This is a genomic window from Methanoculleus nereidis, from assembly GCF_032944295.1.
Lineage (GTDB): Archaea > Halobacteriota > Methanomicrobia > Methanomicrobiales > Methanoculleaceae > Methanoculleus > Methanoculleus nereidis.
Genome location: NZ_JABFFQ010000002.1, coordinates 19,309 through 38,639 on the forward strand (window position 1 = coordinate 19,309; position 19,331 = coordinate 38,639).

8 protein-coding genes, 2 tRNA genes, 3 rRNA genes and 1 pseudogene are annotated in these 19,331 nt (G+C 58.5%); 5 read left to right on the forward strand and 9 right to left on the reverse strand.

Features of this window, described 5'->3' with window-relative positions; translation table 11 throughout:
* Positions 1-1,686, forward strand: a complete 1,686-nt coding sequence (locus tag HL657_RS04535) for a glutamate--tRNA ligase (protein WP_317295645.1) — start codon at positions 1-3, stop codon at positions 1,684-1,686.
* A 694-nt stretch (positions 1,687-2,380) separates the two neighbouring features.
* Here the strand turns inward: HL657_RS04535 and HL657_RS04540 are convergent.
* A complete protein-coding gene (locus HL657_RS04540) occupies positions 2,381-3,022 on the reverse strand; it encodes a tetratricopeptide repeat protein (RefSeq protein ID WP_317295646.1) in 642 nt (213 codons plus the stop codon).
* Between the two features lie 87 nt (positions 3,023-3,109).
* Here HL657_RS04540 and HL657_RS04545 point away from each other — a divergent pair, with 87 nt between their 5' ends.
* Both HL657_RS04545 and HL657_RS13435 read left to right on the forward strand, forming a co-directional pair.
* The gene (locus HL657_RS04545; protein ID WP_317295647.1) at positions 3,110-3,616 is read left to right on the forward strand and encodes a flavodoxin domain-containing protein; all 507 of its coding nucleotides are present in this window, start codon (positions 3,110-3,112) and stop codon (positions 3,614-3,616) included.
* A 908-nt stretch (positions 3,617-4,524) separates the two neighbouring features.
* Positions 4,525-4,983: pseudogene (locus HL657_RS13435) on the forward strand (MBL fold metallo-hydrolase); the annotation flags it as partial.
* A 391-nt stretch (positions 4,984-5,374) separates the two neighbouring features.
* On the opposite strand, the gene HL657_RS04555 reads toward HL657_RS13435, so the two are convergent.
* Positions 5,375-6,691, reverse strand: a complete 1,317-nt coding sequence (locus tag HL657_RS04555; protein ID WP_317295649.1) for an APC family permease — start codon at positions 6,689-6,691, stop codon at positions 5,375-5,377.
* Positions 6,692-7,031: 340 nt separating this feature from the next.
* Here HL657_RS04555 and HL657_RS04560 point away from each other — a divergent pair, with 340 nt between their 5' ends.
* The gene (locus HL657_RS04560) at positions 7,032-7,481 is read left to right on the forward strand and encodes a hemerythrin domain-containing protein (RefSeq protein ID WP_317295650.1); all 450 of its coding nucleotides are present in this window, start codon (positions 7,032-7,034) and stop codon (positions 7,479-7,481) included.
* A gap of 131 nt (positions 7,482-7,612) precedes the next feature.
* On the forward strand, positions 7,613-8,050 hold the full coding sequence (locus HL657_RS04565; RefSeq protein WP_317295651.1) for a hemerythrin domain-containing protein: 438 nt from the start codon (positions 7,613-7,615) through the stop codon (positions 8,048-8,050).
* Positions 8,051-9,032: 982 nt separating this feature from the next.
* Here the strand turns inward: HL657_RS04565 and rrf are convergent.
* The 7 genes from rrf to smc all read right to left on the reverse strand — a co-directional run bounded on the left by rrf (position 9,033) and on the right by smc (position 19,325).
* A 5S ribosomal RNA gene (rrf, locus tag HL657_RS04570) occupies positions 9,033-9,154 on the reverse strand.
* A gap of 88 nt (positions 9,155-9,242) precedes the next feature.
* A tRNA-Cys gene (locus tag HL657_RS04575) sits at positions 9,243-9,314 on the reverse strand.
* Between the two features lie 108 nt (positions 9,315-9,422).
* Positions 9,423-12,347 (reverse strand): 23S ribosomal RNA (locus HL657_RS04580).
* A gap of 127 nt (positions 12,348-12,474) precedes the next feature.
* Positions 12,475-12,547 (reverse strand) — tRNA-Ala (locus HL657_RS04585).
* Between the two features lie 66 nt (positions 12,548-12,613).
* Positions 12,614-14,080: ribosomal RNA gene (locus HL657_RS04590) — 16S ribosomal RNA — on the reverse strand.
* Together the 16S, 23S and 5S rRNA genes with 2 tRNA genes alongside form the textbook arrangement of a ribosomal RNA operon.
* 1,062 nt (positions 14,081-15,142) lie before the next feature.
* Positions 15,143-15,889 (reverse strand): segregation/condensation protein A, encoded by a 747-nt coding sequence (locus tag HL657_RS04595; RefSeq protein ID WP_317295652.1) that lies wholly within the window; start codon positions 15,887-15,889, stop codon positions 15,143-15,145.
* On the reverse strand, positions 15,882-19,325 hold the full coding sequence (smc, locus tag HL657_RS04600; protein WP_317295653.1) for a chromosome segregation protein SMC: 3,444 nt from the start codon (positions 19,323-19,325) through the stop codon (positions 15,882-15,884). The genes HL657_RS04595 and smc overlap by 8 nt, the downstream gene beginning before the upstream one ends.
* Positions 19,326-19,331 lie beyond the last annotated feature (6 nt).

The following is a 19,331-nucleotide window of genomic DNA, read 5'->3' on the forward strand; positions in this document are numbered from 1 at the left end:
ATGGAGACCGATATTGAGCACCTGCTCTTTATCTACGCTCTGCAGAACGCAGTGAAGCACGATAGCGCCCCGAAGAGCGGGACAGTCATCGGCACGGTGCTTGGCAAGCACCCCGAGTTCCGGAGCCGTGCACGGGAGATCGGGCCGCTCGCGGGAAAAGTGGTCGCAGAGGTGGCGAAGATGACCGCGGCGGAGAGGAAGAGCCGCCTTCTGGAACTCGCCCCCGTACTCCTCGCCGAACCTTCCGAGACGCACGAACACGTCCGGGAACTTCCCGCCCTTGAGGGCGCGGAGAACGGCGTGGTGATGCGGTTTGCACCGAATCCGAGCGGGCCGCTGCACCTCGGGCATGCCCGGGCCTCCATCTTAAACGACTACTATGTCCGGCGCTATGGAGGGCGGTACGTCCTCCGTATCGAGGACACCGACCCGCGGAGGGTCGATCCCGAAGCATATGACATGGTCCGGGAAGACATCGCGTGGCTGGGGCTCGGGATCACCGATATCGTCTACCAGAGTGACAGGCTCGATATCTATTACGACTGGTGCAGGAAACTTATCGAACTCGGCGGCGCCTACGTCTGCGTCTGCGATTCTGAGCGTTTCCGGGAACTCAAACTCAAGGGCAGGGCGTGCCCCTGCCGGGAACGTACGGTGGAGGAGAACCTGGAACTCTGGCAGCAGATGCTTGATGGGGAGTTCTACGAGGGCGATGCGACCGTCCGGGTGAAGACGGAACTCGCCCACCCCGACCCGGCGATGCGCGACTACTCCGCGATGCGGATCGTGAATACGCCCCTCCACCCGCGGGTGGACGCTACGGTCTTTCCGTTGATGAACTTCTCGGTCGCGGTGGACGACCACCTGCTCGGGATCACCCACGTGATCCGCGGGAAGGACCATATCGCAAACACGCGGAGACAGCGCTACATCTTCGACTACTTCGGCTGGAAGCCGCCGGTCTACCGACACTATGGCCGGATGGGGATATCGGGCGTCGTCCTCTCGACGTCGGGGATGCGCGAGGGGATAGTGAGCGGTCTCTACACGGGCTGGGACGACATCCATCTCGGGACGCTCCGGGCGATCGCGCGCCGGGGTATCCAGCCCGAGGCGGTCCGAAACGCCATGGTCGATATCGGTATCGGCGAGACCGACATATCGTTCTCGTGGGAGAACCTCTACTCCCGGAACAAGGAACTCGTCGACCCGAAGGCGAACCGCTACTTCTTCGTGCCGGATCCAATCGAGGTGACCGTCGAGGGGGCTCCGCGTCACGAGGCCCACGCGGCACTGCACCCGAACGACCCATCCCGGGGGGTCCGCACCCTCGTCGCCGCCGGAACGATCCTCCTCCCGCGGGCGGATATCGCGGGCAAGAGCATGGTCCGGCTAAAGGACCTCTACAACGTGAAGATCGAGTGGGACGGCGAGGAGCCGCGCGTATCTTACGCGGGCGACTCGCTCGAGGAGGCCCGGCGCGAGAAGGCGCCGATCATCCAGTGGCTGCCGGCGGACGCGAAACTCCCCTGCACTCTCCTGCGGCAGGACGGGAGCCTCGAGGGGTTCTGCGAGCCGCCGGTCGCCGGGGAGGCGGACCACGTCATCCAGTTCGAGCGGATCGGGTTCGCCCGGATCGACTCGGTGGAAGGCGGCCGGGTGAGCGCGTACTTCGCGCACCGGTGAAGCGGGTTCGCCGGACGGGGTAGGCCCCTTCTCCATACAACTTTTTTTGAAACGACCGGCCGAGCGAGGGCGACCCACAGTCTCCGGCTCTGACAGATGTTGGCACGGATTTCAAGGGGATATCGCCATTGGGGGAACGACGCTCCGGAGAACGACGTCCTGAAAGGACGGAGCTCGAGAAACCCGCAGGGTTTCGAGGCGTGTGCGAAAGCGAACGTGAGCACCGAAGGTGCGAGGCGCGATGTTCCGACAGGAACGGACCACGAGAAGAACGAAGTTCTTCGAGGGGAGTGCAGCCCCCTCCCCGGTCTCCATCTCGTAAATTGCTACCTCTAACCCCCATTCGAAGACCTTCGGTCTTCTCAAGATCCGGACGTCCCATTCGTCGCACCCCGCCCGCGCTTCGCGCTCCTCCTCCGCGGTCCACAGCACCGGGCTCTTGCCTTATTTCGACTAAATTATGGGCAGTACGAAGAAGAGGTCGTAGGAACGGTGTTCGAACAGCGTTAAAGTACGAAGTGCGAGCACAAGCGGAGCTTGAGCGGCGTTAAGGTGCAGCGGTAGGTACTCCACCCACTACCACTCTTCGCGTTCCCCGCAAGTCGCACCATCTGTGCTCCAACTCCGCTTCATAAGAGCCTTGTGCCTCACGCAAGAGGGATAAAAGATGGATTTCCGGTGAACACGGTCAGCTTCACCGGCGCTGGATCGCCGGCCTCTCCGCCCTCCGGGCGAGTTCCTGGAGCACCGCCCGGGCGAGCCCGACGTTCCTGTAGTCCCGCTCGCGGGCGACGTCGCGGATGCAGGCCGGCACCTCGATGGTGCGCTCGACCTCCCGAATCTCGGACGCAAGAGCCGCAAGATCCCTCTTCTGCCGCATGAAGTCCCGGTGCCAGGCCGCGGAGCCCCGCTCCGGATCGATCGAGAGGACCGTCTCGTAGCAGGTTGCCGCCTCGTCGTAGCAGCACATGGCCCCGAGCACCCAGCCCCTGCACTGCCAGGTGAGGAGATGCTCCGGATCCAGCGTGAGCGCCTTATCGCAGCAGGCGATGGCGCTGTTGTGCTCCCCGAGGTGCGCGAGAACGTATCCCTTCCTCTGCCAGGCTGTCGCGTCTTCGGGATCGAGGGCGAGTGCCCGGTCAAAGCAGGCGAGCGCCTCATTGCAACGGCCGGCTTTGATGAGAGCAAACCCTTTCCGCCTCCAGAGAACCGGGTCGTCAGGGGTGAGTTCAAGGGCTTTATCGTAACACGTGACCGCTTTATTGTAGTCTCTGGCGTTGCAAAGAGCCTGGCCTCTGTGGTACCATCTTTTAGCACCCTCTTCTCGTGTCGCCATCGAACCTACAGGGGAACCAACCCATAAGAACCTAACGCGGTACCTTCCGCAATGAATAAAACCAATCGAACGAGAGATACCTGTATTATGGCAGACAGGATTCTTGTTGCCTATGCCACCCGCTACGGTTCGACCGCAGAGGTGGCGGAGGCGATCGGCGAAGAACTCCGGAAAGCGGGCATTACGGTCGACGTGCAGCCGGTGGGCGAAGTCCAGGACCTCTCCCCGTATCGGGCGGCCGTCATCGGGAGTCCGATCTACATGGGGAAATGGCTCCCGGAATCGCAGGTCTTCATCGAGAAAAACCAGCAGTATCTGCGCACCATCCCGGTCGCCTACTTTGCCGTGGGGCTCACGGTCGCAGACGGCGGGCCCGATATCCTCCGAAAGGCGGAGGCGTCGATGGACCAGGTCAGGATGCTCGTAAACCCGGTGGAGATCGGTATCTTTCCGGGAAAACTGGAGAGCAGTCGCCTGTCCTTCACCGACCGTGCCATCGTTACGATGATCCGGGCAAAAACGGGAGACTTCCGTGACTGGGAAGCCATCCGCTCCTGGGTGGAGGCGGTGCGCTCAAAGATCGCGCCGGCGTGACCTGTCACGGGGAAGCGGCGTACGGGCACCGGAATGCTCTTTTCCCGTTCTCGTTCGCCGTTACACACAAAAAAGTGCTTATAGGACGGCCACTCACCTATAAAAATCACAAGGTGAACCGGGTGAATAAGTATTCTTTTGTCGCCAGAATGCCCGACAAACCGGGCGCGCTGCATCGCGCGGCCGAAATCGTCAAGTCTTACTCGGGCAACATCATCCGCATCCAGTACGATCGCAGGATCGATCCCGCCACGGTCTTTTTTGAGGTGACCACCACGCCGGAGAGTTACTCCCGGATGAAGCAAGACCTCCACGCGATCGGCTATCTCCAGGAATCGCTGCCCACGCTCGGATTCCTCAGATTTTCCGTATACGTCCCCCATGAACCCGGCTCCCTCTTCGAACTCCTCACCTACATCACCGGAGCGGGGGCGAACATCGCCTACATCGACTTCGACGACCGAAGGGGTTCCTCCGGCAGGGTCACCATCAGTTTAAACGTCGAAGAGACCGCTATTGTGGAGAGCCTGCTCGACCGGTTAAAGTCACGCTACCGCCTTGAGATCCTCGAGTACGACACGACCGGCGAGCAGCTTGACGACACTGTCTTCTACGTCAGGTTCGCCCAGGCGGTCCGGGGGCTGATCGGGACGGCCGAGGACGAGTTCCTGCTCTCCCTTCTGCAGGACGTCAACCACATAGTCCAGGAACTCAACAGCCTCGGCCAGGATCCAAAAGAAGTTTTTGAGAGCATCCTGCTCACGGGACGGACACTCAAGAACACCACGGGAGACCAATTTTACGCGGACGTCCAGCATATCCGCTTGAGCGACGCCGTCGAGGTCTTCTGCTTCCAGATGCCGGGTGGCGGGAACATCTTCCTGCTCCGCGCCCCGGACGAGACCGTCATGATCGATACCGGATACGGCATCTACCATGAGGACGCCATGCGGATGTTCCGGCATTACGGTCTCGGGGACCCTGGAAAGATCCACAGGATCTACATCACCCACGCCGACGCGGACCATTGCGGGGCGGGCGGCCTTTTTGACGCGAAAGCGTACACACACACCGGGTCGCTCGAGATCATCCGACGGGCGAACCGGGCATACGGCTCACGCAGCGAGTCCTCGATCCTCGAGGAGGTCTACACGACCGTCATCAACCTCTTTTCGTACTTCAATCCGCCGAAGAACCCCGAGGTCTTCCCGGCGGAGAGGATCGGCACACGGTCGATCTTTCCTATCCTTGCGCGGTTCCGGGTCCACGACCTCGAGTTCGAGGTCCTTGAGTCTCTTGGGGGACACATGCACGGCCAGGTCTATTTCTTCTGTCCGGGGCACGGGATCATCTTTACCGCTGACACCCTGATCAACTTCGGGAGCCTCAATGAGGACCGGAAACGCTACAATTCGCTCGCCGACTTCCTGGTGACGTCGGTCAACGTCGACAGCGACTGCGCACGCCAGGAGAGGAAGGCGCTACTCAAACTGATCCAGGACCTTGACGAAGAACTTGCCCCGACCGGCCGCCGGTGCCTTGTCGCATGCGGCCATGGCGCCATCTCGATTCTCGAAGACGGAAGGCTGGAAGCCTTCGGGCCGGTCGAGCGTTACCGGGCAAAAGGGCCAGAGAGGTAGGCAGCGGGTGGCCGCCCACCCAGAAGTGCGACGGACCGAAGGGCGCGACTGCCGAAACGGCAGGAGCATGAGAAAACGCAAAGCGTTTTCGGGGCCGGAGCGAGAGCAATTGCGATGCTCAAACTTCTTTCCCGCGTGACCCCTGCTCCCCCACCAATGCGATCCCTGCACCGAGGACAACCAGGAACCCGCCGACCAGCAGCACCAGGGGGTCCAGCTGGACAAGGAGGAAGAGGCTGGAGATGATGCCGATGACCGGGATGAGCGGCAGGAACCCAATACTCCCCGGTATCCGGAAGGGCCGCACCGTATCCGGCGCACGGTAGCGGAGCAGGATCACGGACGCGTTGATGACAACAAATGTCACAAAGAGCGTGAAGTTCGTGACGTTCGCGACGAAGCCGATCTCGCCGGCAAAGAGGAATGCCATGGAGGCGAGTGCAACGGCGACGATGGCCGTCCAGGGGGTCCGCGTCCGGTGGTGCACCCGGCCGAGGAACGCCGGAAGCGAGAAGGATGAGGCCATGCCGTAGATGATCCTGGACGATGCCATCATCATCAGGAGGGCGGTGTTTGCGGTGGCGAAGAGAGCGATGACGGAGATGAGAGTGAACGCCACGGGGCCGAGAGCGACGGACGCGACGTCGGCAAAGGGCGCCCGGGACGCGGCGAGCTGCTCGGAACTGACGACCGATACAGCGGCGAGGGAGACCAGGATGTAGAGGAGGACAGAGATGGCAAGCGCGATGATCAGGGCGATGGGAATGGTCCGCTCCGGGTTTTTGGTCTCTTCGGAGAGTTTCACCATCTCTTCGAATCCCATATAGGCAAAGAAGACGAGCGCGGACGCCTGCAGGAGGCCGGGGACCCCAAGGGGCATCTCAAGGTAGTCCACCCGCCCGAGGTGCGGGAGGCCGATCAGGATGACCATGACAATTCCCCCGACCTCGATGAGGGTCAGGACGATGGCGACCCGGGCCGTCTCCTTGATGCCATAGAACAGGATTCCCGCAAGGACGAGAATAATCAGGATCGCGGAGGGGATGACCGGAAAGCCGACGAGATCTGAGAAGTAGCCGGCAAACCCGAGCGAGACGGTTGCGGCCCCAAGGATGCCGGAGAAGATGATCAACCACCCGATGACGAACGCAAGTTTCCTCCCGAAGGCGTTCGAGACATACTCGAACTCGGCACTCGCACGAGGGAACATCGACGAGAGTTCGGCATAGCTCAGGGCACTGAACGCGGCGATGGCGGCGGCGATGGCGAACGTCAGCCAGACAGCGTTGCCGGCCATGCCGGCCGCTTCCCCGAGCAGGGCATAGATGCCTGCCCCGAGGATGATCCCCACACCCGAGAGGGTGACCGCAGGCAGCCCGAGCTCGCGCCGGAGTTTTGTATCGGGGTTCGATGCGTCCGGCTCCTCTTTTTGCATACACAGTCCTATGTTTCTGCACCATTTATGGATATCCGGCATTCCACCGTACTCCGACAACGGTCGCCGGATCTGTACCGGAAACGAGACTCGCCGAGGTCGGGAAGCCCGTCTTCCCGGAAGGGCGGACAGTAAGTGGACGATGTCCTTCCCCTGCACCGGCGATCAGTTCGAGGGGTAACGTGGAAAGCCCACCTGTGACCATCCGGTTGATCCTTGTGATCCTCCGGGCGGGTGAAGAAATTGGGGAATTATAGTCCAGATTCCAGATCCGGACACAACCCATATATATTGGACACACCCATGCAGGCCTCCCTGCAGGGTAGGGAGAAGTGATCAAATGGCCCAGAATGTTGTTGATATCCTGAAACAGGAGCACGAAATGGTGCTCTCGCAACTCTCGGAACTCTCGAGCAAGGGCACGAGCAACCGGGAGCAAAAGTACAATACCTTAAAGGAGAACCTCATGCCGCACATGGTCGGGGAGGAGCAGGCCGTATACCCGAAACTCATGGAGTCAGGGATGCAGGAGATGGCCCTTGAGTCGATCGAGGAGCACAACGCAGTCAAGACGCTGCTGTCCCAGCTCGACAGCGCATCCACATCCGAGGAGGATGTCTGGGTGGCGAAGATAACGGTGATCAAGGAGAACGTGAAGCACCATATCAGCGAGGAGGAGGAACATATCTTCCCCGAGATGCAGCAGAAGATGGGCAGCGACGAGCTCACGAACCTTGGCAGCCGATACGAAGAGGCAAAGAAGAGCGCGATGCCGGTTGCGGCACGCTGAACGATCGGGCGCTATTGATGCGGGCGGATGCGCACGCATCGACGTCCCCAGTTTTTTGGCCGGAACAGGAAGAATCCGGCGAAATGGTTAAGTACAGCACCTCCTATTGTTCAACCGGACGGAGGACACATATGCCACAGATTCTTGAACTGATCAGGCAGGATCACGACCTCATCAGGGGTCTCTTTGACGAACTCGAGAGCAATCCCGAGACGAGGGATATCCGGTGCATCACGCTCCGCCGCGAATTGCCGGGGCACATGGATGCAGAAGAGGCCACACTGTATGCATGGCTCCGGGACGTGGTACCGGAAGAGATCCGGCAATCGCTTGACGAACACACCGAAGTCCGCGGGACGCTTGCCCGGTTCGAGAGGATCCCCCTCAGGGACGACGCATGGATGCCGGCGCTCGTCGACCTGAGAGGAAGGGTCGAAGCGCATTTCGCCTCGGAAGAGGAGGATATCTTCGCCCTGGCGGAGCGCCATCTCAGCAGGGCCGACCTGTTTGCGCTCAGCGAGATGTTTGAGCGGGAGAAGGTGGCAGCGGCGCAGTACGCGACGGTGTAATGGCTACGTGAGCGTAACAGTGCACCGGAATGCCCGGCAGGCCGGCGCCCCCCTTTGTACTCATAACATGCCGGCCACAGAGCAAACATATAATTACTAATTTTAGTTGAAAGTAAACATCATTCCGTGAAAGTTATCGCTACGGGGTTAGAGTGCACTCCAATGAACGTCCTCATCACGAGCGGAAGGACGATTGCGCAGGGCAGAAAACTCTACTACAAAGACATGCCCGCATATTCCGATGATAAAGAGCGTGGTGCCACCTACGGTACCATGCCCCCGACTTCAGTCGGGGGTAGTTGACTGCCGCAACAGGAGATCCCCTCCTCCTCTCGAACAGGACGGGAGAGGAAATCTTCATCGCCACTCCATCCGAAGACATCGTTTCCGGAACCGTATTTGTCCCTTGCGGCCCGCATGCAAATGCTATCCTGCACGCGACCCCGGACTACAAATGGCTGGAGGGGATGCTGGCACCACCAGTATTATAGCCGGTGCACCAGGTCTCCCGGGACAGGTAAAGGTAATTTATTCAACACTCGCCAAAAGTTAAATAAGCATTAACATCCACAGATATGATGGTGCCACCGCAGCGGCGGCACATACTTGAGATCTATTATCACTTGAAACTCTCATCCATGTAAAACCCCGAAGCACCCGCGACTCCGAGGACGGAGAGGAGTCGCACCGGGCATCGTGCCGGATACCCCAGAGGGTGCTGCAGGAGAGTTTCAGCGGGGATGGGGAGGCTGTTCCCCCCTTTCTCCGATCAGGTTTCGCTTTTGAGGATATCTTCCGGCTCGCTATCGCTCATGCTGAAGAACAATCCATAGAAAAAGGTAGGAATAACTCCAGCGGAGCAAAGCGATAACGGAACGTGAGTGATGTAAAAGACGTGCGTTACGCAAAAAGGAACGGTCGAGAACAAACTACTGGCGTTCGCACAGTAATACACAAGAACAGTGTTCGTAGTAAAGGGAGGTAATAGCAGCGAGCTGGGCTTCCCGAGGGCTCGCGCACCTCAGTACAACACAGCACGTGAGAGGGCTTAACTGCTGGGTTCGGAATGGGTCCAGGTGTTTCCCCTCTGCTATGGCCGCTATTACCAGTTACATCCAGGAATGAAGTGCCGGTCGAGTCGAAAACCCCTGCAGGGTTTTCTCCCCAATCGGCTGTTTCGCGCCCGAATGGAAGCCAAGGCCCGGACTTGAACCGGGGTGTAGTTGATCTGCAGTCAACCGCGTGGCCGCTCCGCCACCTTGGCAAGCTGTGTTGCCTCACTCTATTGTCGCCCAACCTATTTAAGGGTTACACCCTTACTAGATTCGGCTGTGAGGCGTCATTGGTGCGTACTCCGGATTTCGTCTGAGTTCAGCGGACGGCATCGGACGTTAGTATCCGCGGACTGAACACGTCGTTGCCTTCGTGCTTACATCCCGGACCTATCAAACGGGTCTTTTACCCGTGTCCTCAACGGAGTCTCTTTTTAGGTCAGGTTTCAAGCTTAGATGCTTTCAGCTTTTATCCCTTATCGCGTAGCTGCTCGGCACTGCCCTGTCGGACAACCGATCGACCAGAGGCGACGACGGAAAGTTCCTCTCGTACTATTTCCATCTTACCTTCAGACTCCTTACACTCCAGATAGATAGTAACCGACCTGTCTCACGACGGTCTAAACCCAGCTCACGATCCCCTTTAATAGGCGAACAACCTCACCCTTGGCCGATGCTGCACGGCCAGGATGGAAAGAACCGACATCGAGGTAGCAAGCCGCCGGGTCGATATGTGCTCTTGCCGGCGACGACTCTGTTATCCCCGGGGTAGCTTTTCTGTCGTCAATGGCCCTCATCAATAAGGCTCATTGGTTCGTTAGACCCGAGTTTCCTCTCGCGATTTCTTGCTATGCGAAATCGCGTCAGGCCAACTTATGCTCTTGACACTCTCCTGTGAGTTTCTGACTCACATGAGTTGACCATAGGGCACCCTTGATATTTTTTCGAGGGTGTGGCGCCCCACCCAAACTGCCTACCTACCGTTGTCCTCTCCAAAGAGAGTTAGTGTTACAGTAAACCTAGGATGGTGTCTCATTGTTGGCTCCCCACCCCCCGGAAGGGGTGGTTCGACGCCTCCCATCTACGCTGCGCAAGGAATACCGTAACACAGCGACAGGCTGCAGTAAAGCTCCACGGGGTCTTCACTTCCCATCTGGAGTCCCTAGTCTCTGCACTAGGATAAAATGTTCAACGGCTTCGTGTTAGGGACAGTAGGGCTCTCGTTAATCCATTCATGCAAGTCGCCAATTAAGCGACAAGGTACTACGCTACCTTAAGAGGGTCATAGTTACCCCCGCCGTTTACGAGTCCTTCGTCCGGTTGAACCCGGTATTCAGATACTCGCACTGGGCAGGAATCAGTGACTATACTAGTCGTTTCCGAGTTGCAGTCACCTATGTTGTTATTAGACAGTCAGAGCCCCCTGGTCACTGCGACCTGCCTGATCGCCAGGCAGGCACCCCTTCTCCCAAAGTTACGGGGCCAATTTGCCGAGTTCCCTTAACACGATTAAACCGACACGCCTTAGCCTTTTCAGCTAGGGGCACCTGTGTCAGATCTCGGTACGGACATTCATCCCCCTTTTCACGGGCTCCAGGAATTTGCCGAATTACTCCATCACGCTTTCACTCGCTTCTCACCATGGCGGTACTCCACGAGCTTGAACGCTTGGACAGGGCGACGACCCTGCCCGGCATATCCCGAAGCGTCAGGGCAGTAAACTGCTACGGATGAATGGTACAGGAATATTAACCTGTTTCCCTTTTGACGTGCTCGAATTACGACACATCTTAGGACCGACTAACCCTCGGCTGACGAACATTGCCGAGGAAACCTAGCCCCTCCGGCGGTTGGGATTCTCACCCAACTTTGCTTCTACTAATGCCAGAATTCTCATTGCTACCCGGTCCACAGGACCTTACGCCCCTGCTTCAGCCCAGGCAGCACGCCTCTCTACGCCATCACACAAACGTGTGGTCCGTGGTATCTGTAGTAGGCTTTAGCCCCGTCCATTTTCAGTGCCCCAAACCTCGACTGGTAAGCTGTTACGCACTTTTTAAAGGATAGCTGCTTCTGAGCTCACCTTCCAGTTGTCTTTGGCCTGGGACGCCTTTCAGTGTTGACACTTAGCCTACATTGAGGGACATTAACCACGGTCTGGGTTGTCTCCCTTACGGACTACAAGCTTACCCCGTAGTCCGGACTGCCAGCCTTCTTCGACGACGGGGAATTTGGAGTTTGACAGGAGGGTGAGGGATTTCTCCCCCAGCTCCCCCAATCAGTGCTCTACCTCACCGTCTATCTCCAGCCAGGTCATGCTACGGCATGTTTCGAGAGGAACCAGCGGATGCCCAGCTCGATTAATCTTTCACCCCTATACGCAGGTCACGCGAATGATTTGCATATCAAAACCGCCTGCGGTCCTCCACGCAGCTTTCGCCACGCTTCAACCTGCCCACGCATAGATCGCTAGGCTTCGGGTCTTATCCTACAGACTCCACGCACTTTTAATACGCCGTCCCATGCCCGAAGGCTACGGACCTGTTGGTTTCCCTTCGGCTCCCCTTTTGGGTTAACCTTCGCCTGCAGAATAAACTCTCTGGCCCGTTCTTCAAAACGTACGTTACGACACCGGCAACCACGCCCGTACTACCGCCTCGCGACGGGTTCCTTCACGTGGAAGATCCTTTCGCGCCGCAACTCACTATCACCTATCAGTTTCAGGCGCTTTTAACCACCTTTCAAGGGTTACTTTTCAGCCTTCGCTCACGCTACTAATACGCTATCGGTTTCGAGTAGTATTTAGTTTTGGAGGTTGATGACCCCCAGATTCCCGCGAGAATTCCGACCCGCGGTACTCAAGACACTACCAGGATACCTTGGCTTACATGTACGGGACTATCACCCTCTTTGGTACCCCATTCCAGAGGATTTCCATTTAACCTTGGTATCCAGACGGTAGGCTTACTACACCACATCTCCCTTGCGGGATTCAGTTTGAACTCTGTCGCGTTCGATCGCCTCTACTGACGACATCTCGGTTGATTTCTTTTCCTCCCCCTACTAAGATGTTTCAATTCGGGGGGTTCCCGATCCTTACGGATCAACACCGAAGTGTTGGGATGTCCCATTAGGGAATCTCCGGATCGTAGACTCCATGCGTCTTCCCGGAGCTTATCGCAGCTTGGCGCGCCCTTCTTCGGCACTCGAACCGAGCCATCCACTGATAGGCATATCGCCATTCCGTTGAACTCATTTAACGTCCAGAGTACGCACCTATACACAGCTTCCTCAGGTCAAAGACCTTCAGCCCTTCCCCGGTGATTCACATCTCCGGGTGCATTTTCGGCAGGACTGTTTAGTCCTGTCGAGTGGACTCAGGGGGATTTGAACCCCCGGCCTCCGCCTCGCAAAGGCGGCGCTCTTCCAACTGAGCTATGAGCCCGAATCTCCCGTTGACATCGGCAATTTTACGTTTTGTTCAGCAACCGCTGACCCAAGTAATTTCTTTAGGAGGTGATCCAGCCGCAGATTCCCCTACGGCTACCTTGTTACGACTTAACCCCCCTTGCGGAACCTAGATTCGACTGCGGCAACGACCGCAGCCTCATCCAAACCCCACTCGGGTGGTTTGACGGGCGGTGTGTGCAAGGAGCAGGGACACATTCACCGCGTTATTTTGAAACGCGATTACTACAGATTCCAGCTTCATGTGGGCGAGTTACAGCCCACAATCCGAACTACGGACAGGTTTAAGAGATTGCCTTCACCTTTCGGTGTCGATACCCATTGTCCTGCCCATTGTAGCCCGCGTGTAGCCCGGATAATTCGGGGCATGCTGACCTACCGTTGCCCATTCCTTCCTCCTCTTTAGCAGAGGCGGTCCCAACAGTGTCCCCATCAGCCCGGAGGCCATGCTGGCAACTGTTGGCGTGGGTCTCGCTCGTTGCCTGACTTAACAGGATGCTTCACAGTACGAACTGACGACGGCCATGCACCTCCTCTCAGCTAGTCATGCAGAGTCTTCAGCCCGGCAATCATTCCGCTGTCTTATCCGGTGAGATTTCCGGCGTTGAGTCCAATTAAACCGCAGGCTCCACCTGTTGTGGTGCTCCCCCGCCAATTCCTTTAAGTTTCAGCCTTGCGACCGTACTTCCCAGGCGGTACGTTTCACGGTTTCCCTTCGGCACCTCGGTGACTCGTGGTCACCGATACACCTAACGCACATCGTTTACGGCTGGGACTACCCGGGTATCTAATCCGGTTTGCTCCCCCAGCTTTCGTCCCTCACTGTCGAAGCCGTTCTGGTGAGGCGCCTTCGCCACAGGTGGTCCCTCGAGGATTACAGGATTTCACTCCTACCCCCGAAGTACCCCTCACCTCTCCCGGTTCCAAGATTGCCAGTATCTCTTAGACGCCTGACGGTTAAGCCGTCAGATTTCCCAAGAGACTTAACAACCCAGCTACGAACGCTTTAAGCCCAATAAAAGTGGCCACCACTCGAGCCGCCGGTATTACCGCGGCGGCTGGCACCGGTCTTGCCCGGCCCTTTCTTCAGGTGTGTTTTAGACACCTGGACAGCCTGCATATACAGGCACTCGAGGTTCCCTTATCACGGTTGCCCGCATTGTAAAGTTTTCGCGCCTGCTGCGCCCCGTAGGGCCTGGATTCGTGTCTCAGAATCCAACTCCGGGCTCTTGCTCCCACAACCCGTACCGATTACTGGCTTGTTGGGCCGTTACCCCGACAACAACCTAATCGGCCGCAGATCCATCCTAAGGCGTCGGAACTTTGGGTTACAAAGCATTCCAGCATCTGTAACCTATAGGGTATTATCCCCAGTTTCCCGGGGTTATCCCCTTCCTTAGGGCAGGTTATCCACGTGTTACTGAGCAGTACGCCGAGGGCCGAACCCTCTCGACTCGCATGGCTTAATCGAACCCCGATAGCAGTGACCTCTGGCAGGATCAACCAGAGTTTGGAAGTAATGCACACTACTAAACTTGGGAGGAATTAGCGGTTACTGAACAAATTTCCGCATTGCCAATGCCAACGTCAGAATCAACCCGCACAATGGCGGTCACGTTGATTCTCCATCAACAGGAAAACAATGTTTATTTCCTAACTATTTAAACATTTGTTTCCTGCATCAGATTCAAGGCGAAACCCTTGAACCCTCATATCCTTTGAATACAGGGAAACTTGGCCCGAATCAGACCGGACCACTCCACCTGCGCAGGAACTAATGTTTGTGATTCATCACATATAAACATTATGTCCCCGCTTCAGGCCCGTTCCGGAAATTCACTCGGAATTCCCGGCCCAGAACACAGCGCCCGGTCAGAACGTCGAGTCCTGGCCACCCTGTTTCACCCGTGCGGGGATTAATGTTTGTGATTCCTCACATATAAACATTGTGTTCCCGCTCCAGGTTCCAGGCCGGGAATCCATCATATATTCCCGGCCCGATCGTATCAGAACGCCCGCATTACACGAGCACAGATACATCGCGTGAGAACATATGTTGAACTTCCAGACATATAAACATTGTCACCCGCATCAGACCCGGGCCAACACCCGGGTCCTCACAACGGTTGAAGGGGCGCAAGACCAGACCACCCGTTCCGGGCTGCACGGCCTGGCGCCCTGACAACACAGCCTTACAATGTTGTCATCAATGCCATATAAACATTTCCCTGCATCGTCGGATCCAAGCACAGAGCTTGGACCCCCATATTCGTTGGAAATGTCGGCCATCCCGCATCGGAATGCGAGATTGTGCACGAAATTTGCTTCCAACTTGACTATTACATGTTGACGCCAGGGGTATTTATACATTTACCTCACTTCCATACAAAAAACAGCACCACATCCAGAAAAGGCCGGGATTTTCCACTCTTCAAGCGACAACGGGTGCCGGAAGCGCAAGGATATTGCCATGCGCGCAATGCCGTTAACTCCAGATTCAGCGGGGTTTTCAATAAAACAGCAAAATCTACGAGATAAAAGTCCCCTGCGCTCACCGGCCGGCGACGGCGCGTCATTGGGAGGATTTTTCCATGTCACACTCGGGTATCCGGTCGCTGATATAGATCTCGCCGAAGAACTCATCCTGCCAGAGCGCGAGTTTGCCCTCAAGCATCAGGAACAGGAGCGGGATGTAGACCTCGCGGCGGCTCCGCCCCATAGCCCCGGACAGGTCCCCGAGCGTCAGGACATCCCCGTTCCGAGTGGCCTGCCGGAATGCGTCCATCACGACCGAGACTGCCTTCTGGTATCCCTCATCGTGCGCGACCGCCACCACATCTTCGGCGTTGAGATCGAGATCCGGCTCGCGCGGCACAGACACCCTTCTGCGCTGCTTGCGGCGCTGCTCCTTCTCCGCCGTCTTCAACTGCTTGATGAGCTCGTAGAGCGTGACCGGCGGGCGTTTCCGCAGGCTCTTCCTTCCTAAGCGGCGCTGGATCTCCCGCTCCAGGCGGCCCATCGGCTCAAGATCGCCGGCCGACTCGAAGTCGAACCCGAGATCCGCGAACGGCTCGTCTTCGTCGTCCGCGAACGACTCCTCATCCTCATCGCCATCCCAGCCATCGAGATAATCCGATTTCAGGCGCAGCAAGCACGCAGCATAAAAGAGCGTCCTCCCCGAGACCCGCAGGTCCAGTTCCTTCCTCCGGTCGAGTTCGGCAAGGAACCGGTCCGTCACATCCACGATATCGATGTTCCAGGGATCGACCTCTCCCCGCTCGGCCATGCCGGCCAGGATCTCGACAGGCTCTTCATCCATTGTTCTGCACACCGGTCACATAGGTGCTCTTGTCAGGACGGATGGTCACGCCCACGATGCGGTCGGCGCGCTCGATCATGGGTTTTCGGAGCGAGACGATGATCGATTGCGCGTTCCCCGAGAGTTCGTTCATCATGCCGGCAATCCGGCCGACGTTGCTCCCATCGAGAAACATATCCACTTCGTCGAGGGCGTAGAACGGCGCGGGCATATACTGCTGGATGGAGAAGATGAACGCCAGCGTGGTAAGCGACTTCTCGCCTCCAGAGAGCGAAGAGAGGAGATGGACCTTCTTGTCGCGCGGCTGAACCGCAAACGTCATGCCACCGGAGAACGGGTTATCCTCGTTATCGAGGATCAGCTTCCCGCTCCCGTCGGTCAGGCGCGCGAAGATGTCGCGGAAATTCTCATCGATCGCGGTAAAAGCGGTCATGAAGGCATCATACTTCATCTTCTCGTACTTCTCGATCCGCTCAAGGAGCATCATCCGCTCCCGCGAGAGCACCTCCTTCTTCTCGGTCCTCTCCTCGACGCGTGCCGCGACCCGGTCACACTCCTCGATCGCGAGCATGTTCACCGCGCCGATCTTTTTCAACGCCCGCTCGGCCTCCGCTATCCCGACATCGATAACATCGAGATCGAGATCCGTCTCCACGTCACCGGCCTGCTCCCGGAGCACCGCGAGTTCCGCTAAGAGCGAGCGTTCCCGCTCATCGAGGGCATCGATCTGCATCCGGATGCGCTCCGTCACAGCCGAGAGTTCGAGAGAGCGCTGGTCCAGCACCCGGATCTCCTCAAGGATCCGGTCGCGCTCTTCGTGCAGACCAGTAAGTTCGTTGGAGAACTCCTTCTGGCGCGCTTCAAGCTCGCCGATCAGGCGGCGCTGGCCCTCGATCTGTTCCCCTGTAGCCGTGATCTCACCGTCGATCTCCCAGTTCTTCGTCTCCAGGCGGCTCCGTTCGAGAGCGAGTTCCTCGATACGGTTCGCAAAGTGCTGCCGCTCGCGTTTGGCGTCGGTTATGTCGGCGTCCTTATTCCGGAGCCGGCGCTCGATATCCTCGACCGCCTTACGGAGTTGCTCGTACTGCTCGGTGAGTGCAGGGACCTCGGTATCGTCGAGTTTCTTCTTGAGACCGTCGACCTCCGCCGAGAGTCGCGTGATCTCGCCGGCGGTCCGCTCCAGGTCGGCCTCAAGCCGCGCAAGTTCCTCGCCGCCCGTCTGCGCGCTCTCGAGCAGGGCCTGTAGGGCCTCTCCCAGGGTCTGTCGTTCCCCCGCGAGCACTTCGGTGCGCTTCTGGAACTCATCAACCAGCATGCGGTAGCGCGCAACCTGTTCGTCGACCGCGCTCCGCTCCGCCCGTTTTGCCTCCGCAGCCACGGCAAGGCGGCCGATGGATGCTTCGATCTCCCCCGCCTCCGCCTCGAGGCCGGCAAGCGTCGCACGGACCCGCATGATCTCGTCATCGACCGCCACCCCGAACCCGCGGATCTTCTTTCCCTGAGAGCCGCCGGTCATGGCGCCGCTCCTCTCGACGAAGTCCCCGTCCAGGGTGACCATCTTGTAGCGGCCCATCAGCCGCCGCGCCCGCTCGAGGGTATCCACCACCACCGCCGCGCCGAAGACGACCCGGAACGCGCGGTCGAACGCCGGGTCGAACTCCAGGAGGTCGACCGCGTAGCCGACGATGCCCGGGTCCGCCTCGAGCGGCGAGAGGATCGGCGGCCGGAGTTTGTTGAGCGGCAGGAAGGTGACCCGCCCGAGTCGGTTCTCTTTTAAGTAGCGAATCGCATCGGATGCAACCGCATCGGTATCGACGATCACCCACCTGAGCCGGCCCATCGCCGCCACGTCGAGCGCGGTGGCATACTCCGGCGGCGCCCGCCCGAGCTGCGCGACGGTGCCGTGGACACCCTCCATGCCGAGGACGACATCCATCGCCTTCCCGCCGGCATCGCCGTGCGCCTGCTGCTGCGCCTCAAGGCGCATCAGGCTCTGCTCGTTCTCCCGGATCTCCTTCTTCAGCCGGTCAAGAGCCGACCGCCGCGCAAAGAGCGTGCTTTCGGCCTCAGAAAGGCCGCGCTCGATCTGGCGCTTCTGCGCCTCGCAGTCGGCCATGCAGGATGAGTAGTCCGCAACCTGCGCTTGCTTGTTCGCGAGCTCCTCCTCGACCTGCTGGATGCGCGCATCCAGGCGTTCCCGTTCCGACGTCCGCATCCGGCTCTTCTCGATGAAGATGTCCTGTTCACGGAGGATCTTCGCCCGGAGCTCTTTTTTGCTCTCGAGGTCCTGCAGCCTCTCGAAGAGCTGGTCCTTTATCCCCTCGACCTCTTTGCTCTCGCTTGCGATACGCGCCTCGACCGCCGCGAGTTGATCGCGCTGCGCCGAGAGTTCCATCGCGAGGTTCGCGCGGTCGATCGAGAGGTTGCGGATCTGCCCCGCGCACTCCTCAACCTTCGCTTCGGCGCGTTTGCTGTCCATATAGACACGATGGACCGCCTCGAGGTTCTCATCACGGCTGACCTTCAGCCGCTCAATGGTCTTCTCACCGAGTTTGATCGCGCCCCGCGCCTCTTCGAGCCTCCCGACGAGTTCGAGATACTCGGGACCGCTCTTGCGGTTTATCTCCTCGTCGACGGCTTGCTGGCGTCCGCGCGCCTCCTCGATGCTTGCTGCGAGAGCTTCAACCTCGCCGGCGTTGCGCTCGAGCGCTGCCTGCTGGTCGTGCGCGAGATCATGGAGGGTGCCGATCTCCTGTTCCTTCTTCCGAACGAGCGCCGCCCCCCGGCATTGCCCGAGGTGCTCCAGCTTGTCCTGCCACCGCCGGTACTCCACCGCCTGCTCGCGCTCGTGCTGGAGCGCATCTAGCCGCGCAACGAGTTCGTTTAAGAGAATCTCCTCACGTTCGAGCCGTTCCCGAACCACCTCAAGCTCCGAGAACGCCTGTTCGCGCTTGTGGTCGAACTCGGCGACACCTGCTATCTCGTCGATGATCTTCCGCCGTTCGGTATCGCTCATCTCCATGATGCGGGTAATATCACCCTGCATCACAACATTGTAGCCTTCCGGCTTGATCCCAATCTTTGCAAGGAACCCGATAACGTCGCTCTGCTTGCAGAGGCGGTTGTTGAGATAGTTGTAACTATAGTAGCCCGTCGCCGTCCGCTTGATCCGGCGCCGGATCGTCGTACCGTCCGAGAACGTGACCGTCACCTCGGCGGTGTTCTTCCCGGAGTTGACGTTGATCAGATCAGTCAGCTTCTCAGCCCGCAGCCCCCGCGCACCCGAGAGGGCCAGGACAAAGAGAATGCTGTCGATGATGTTGCTCTTACCGGATCCGTTCGGGCCTGAGACGACAGTGAATCCTTCAAAAAAAGGAATTTTCGTCTTTCTCGCGAAAGACTTGAAGTTGTCGATCTCAAGCTGCGTAATGTACAAGGACGA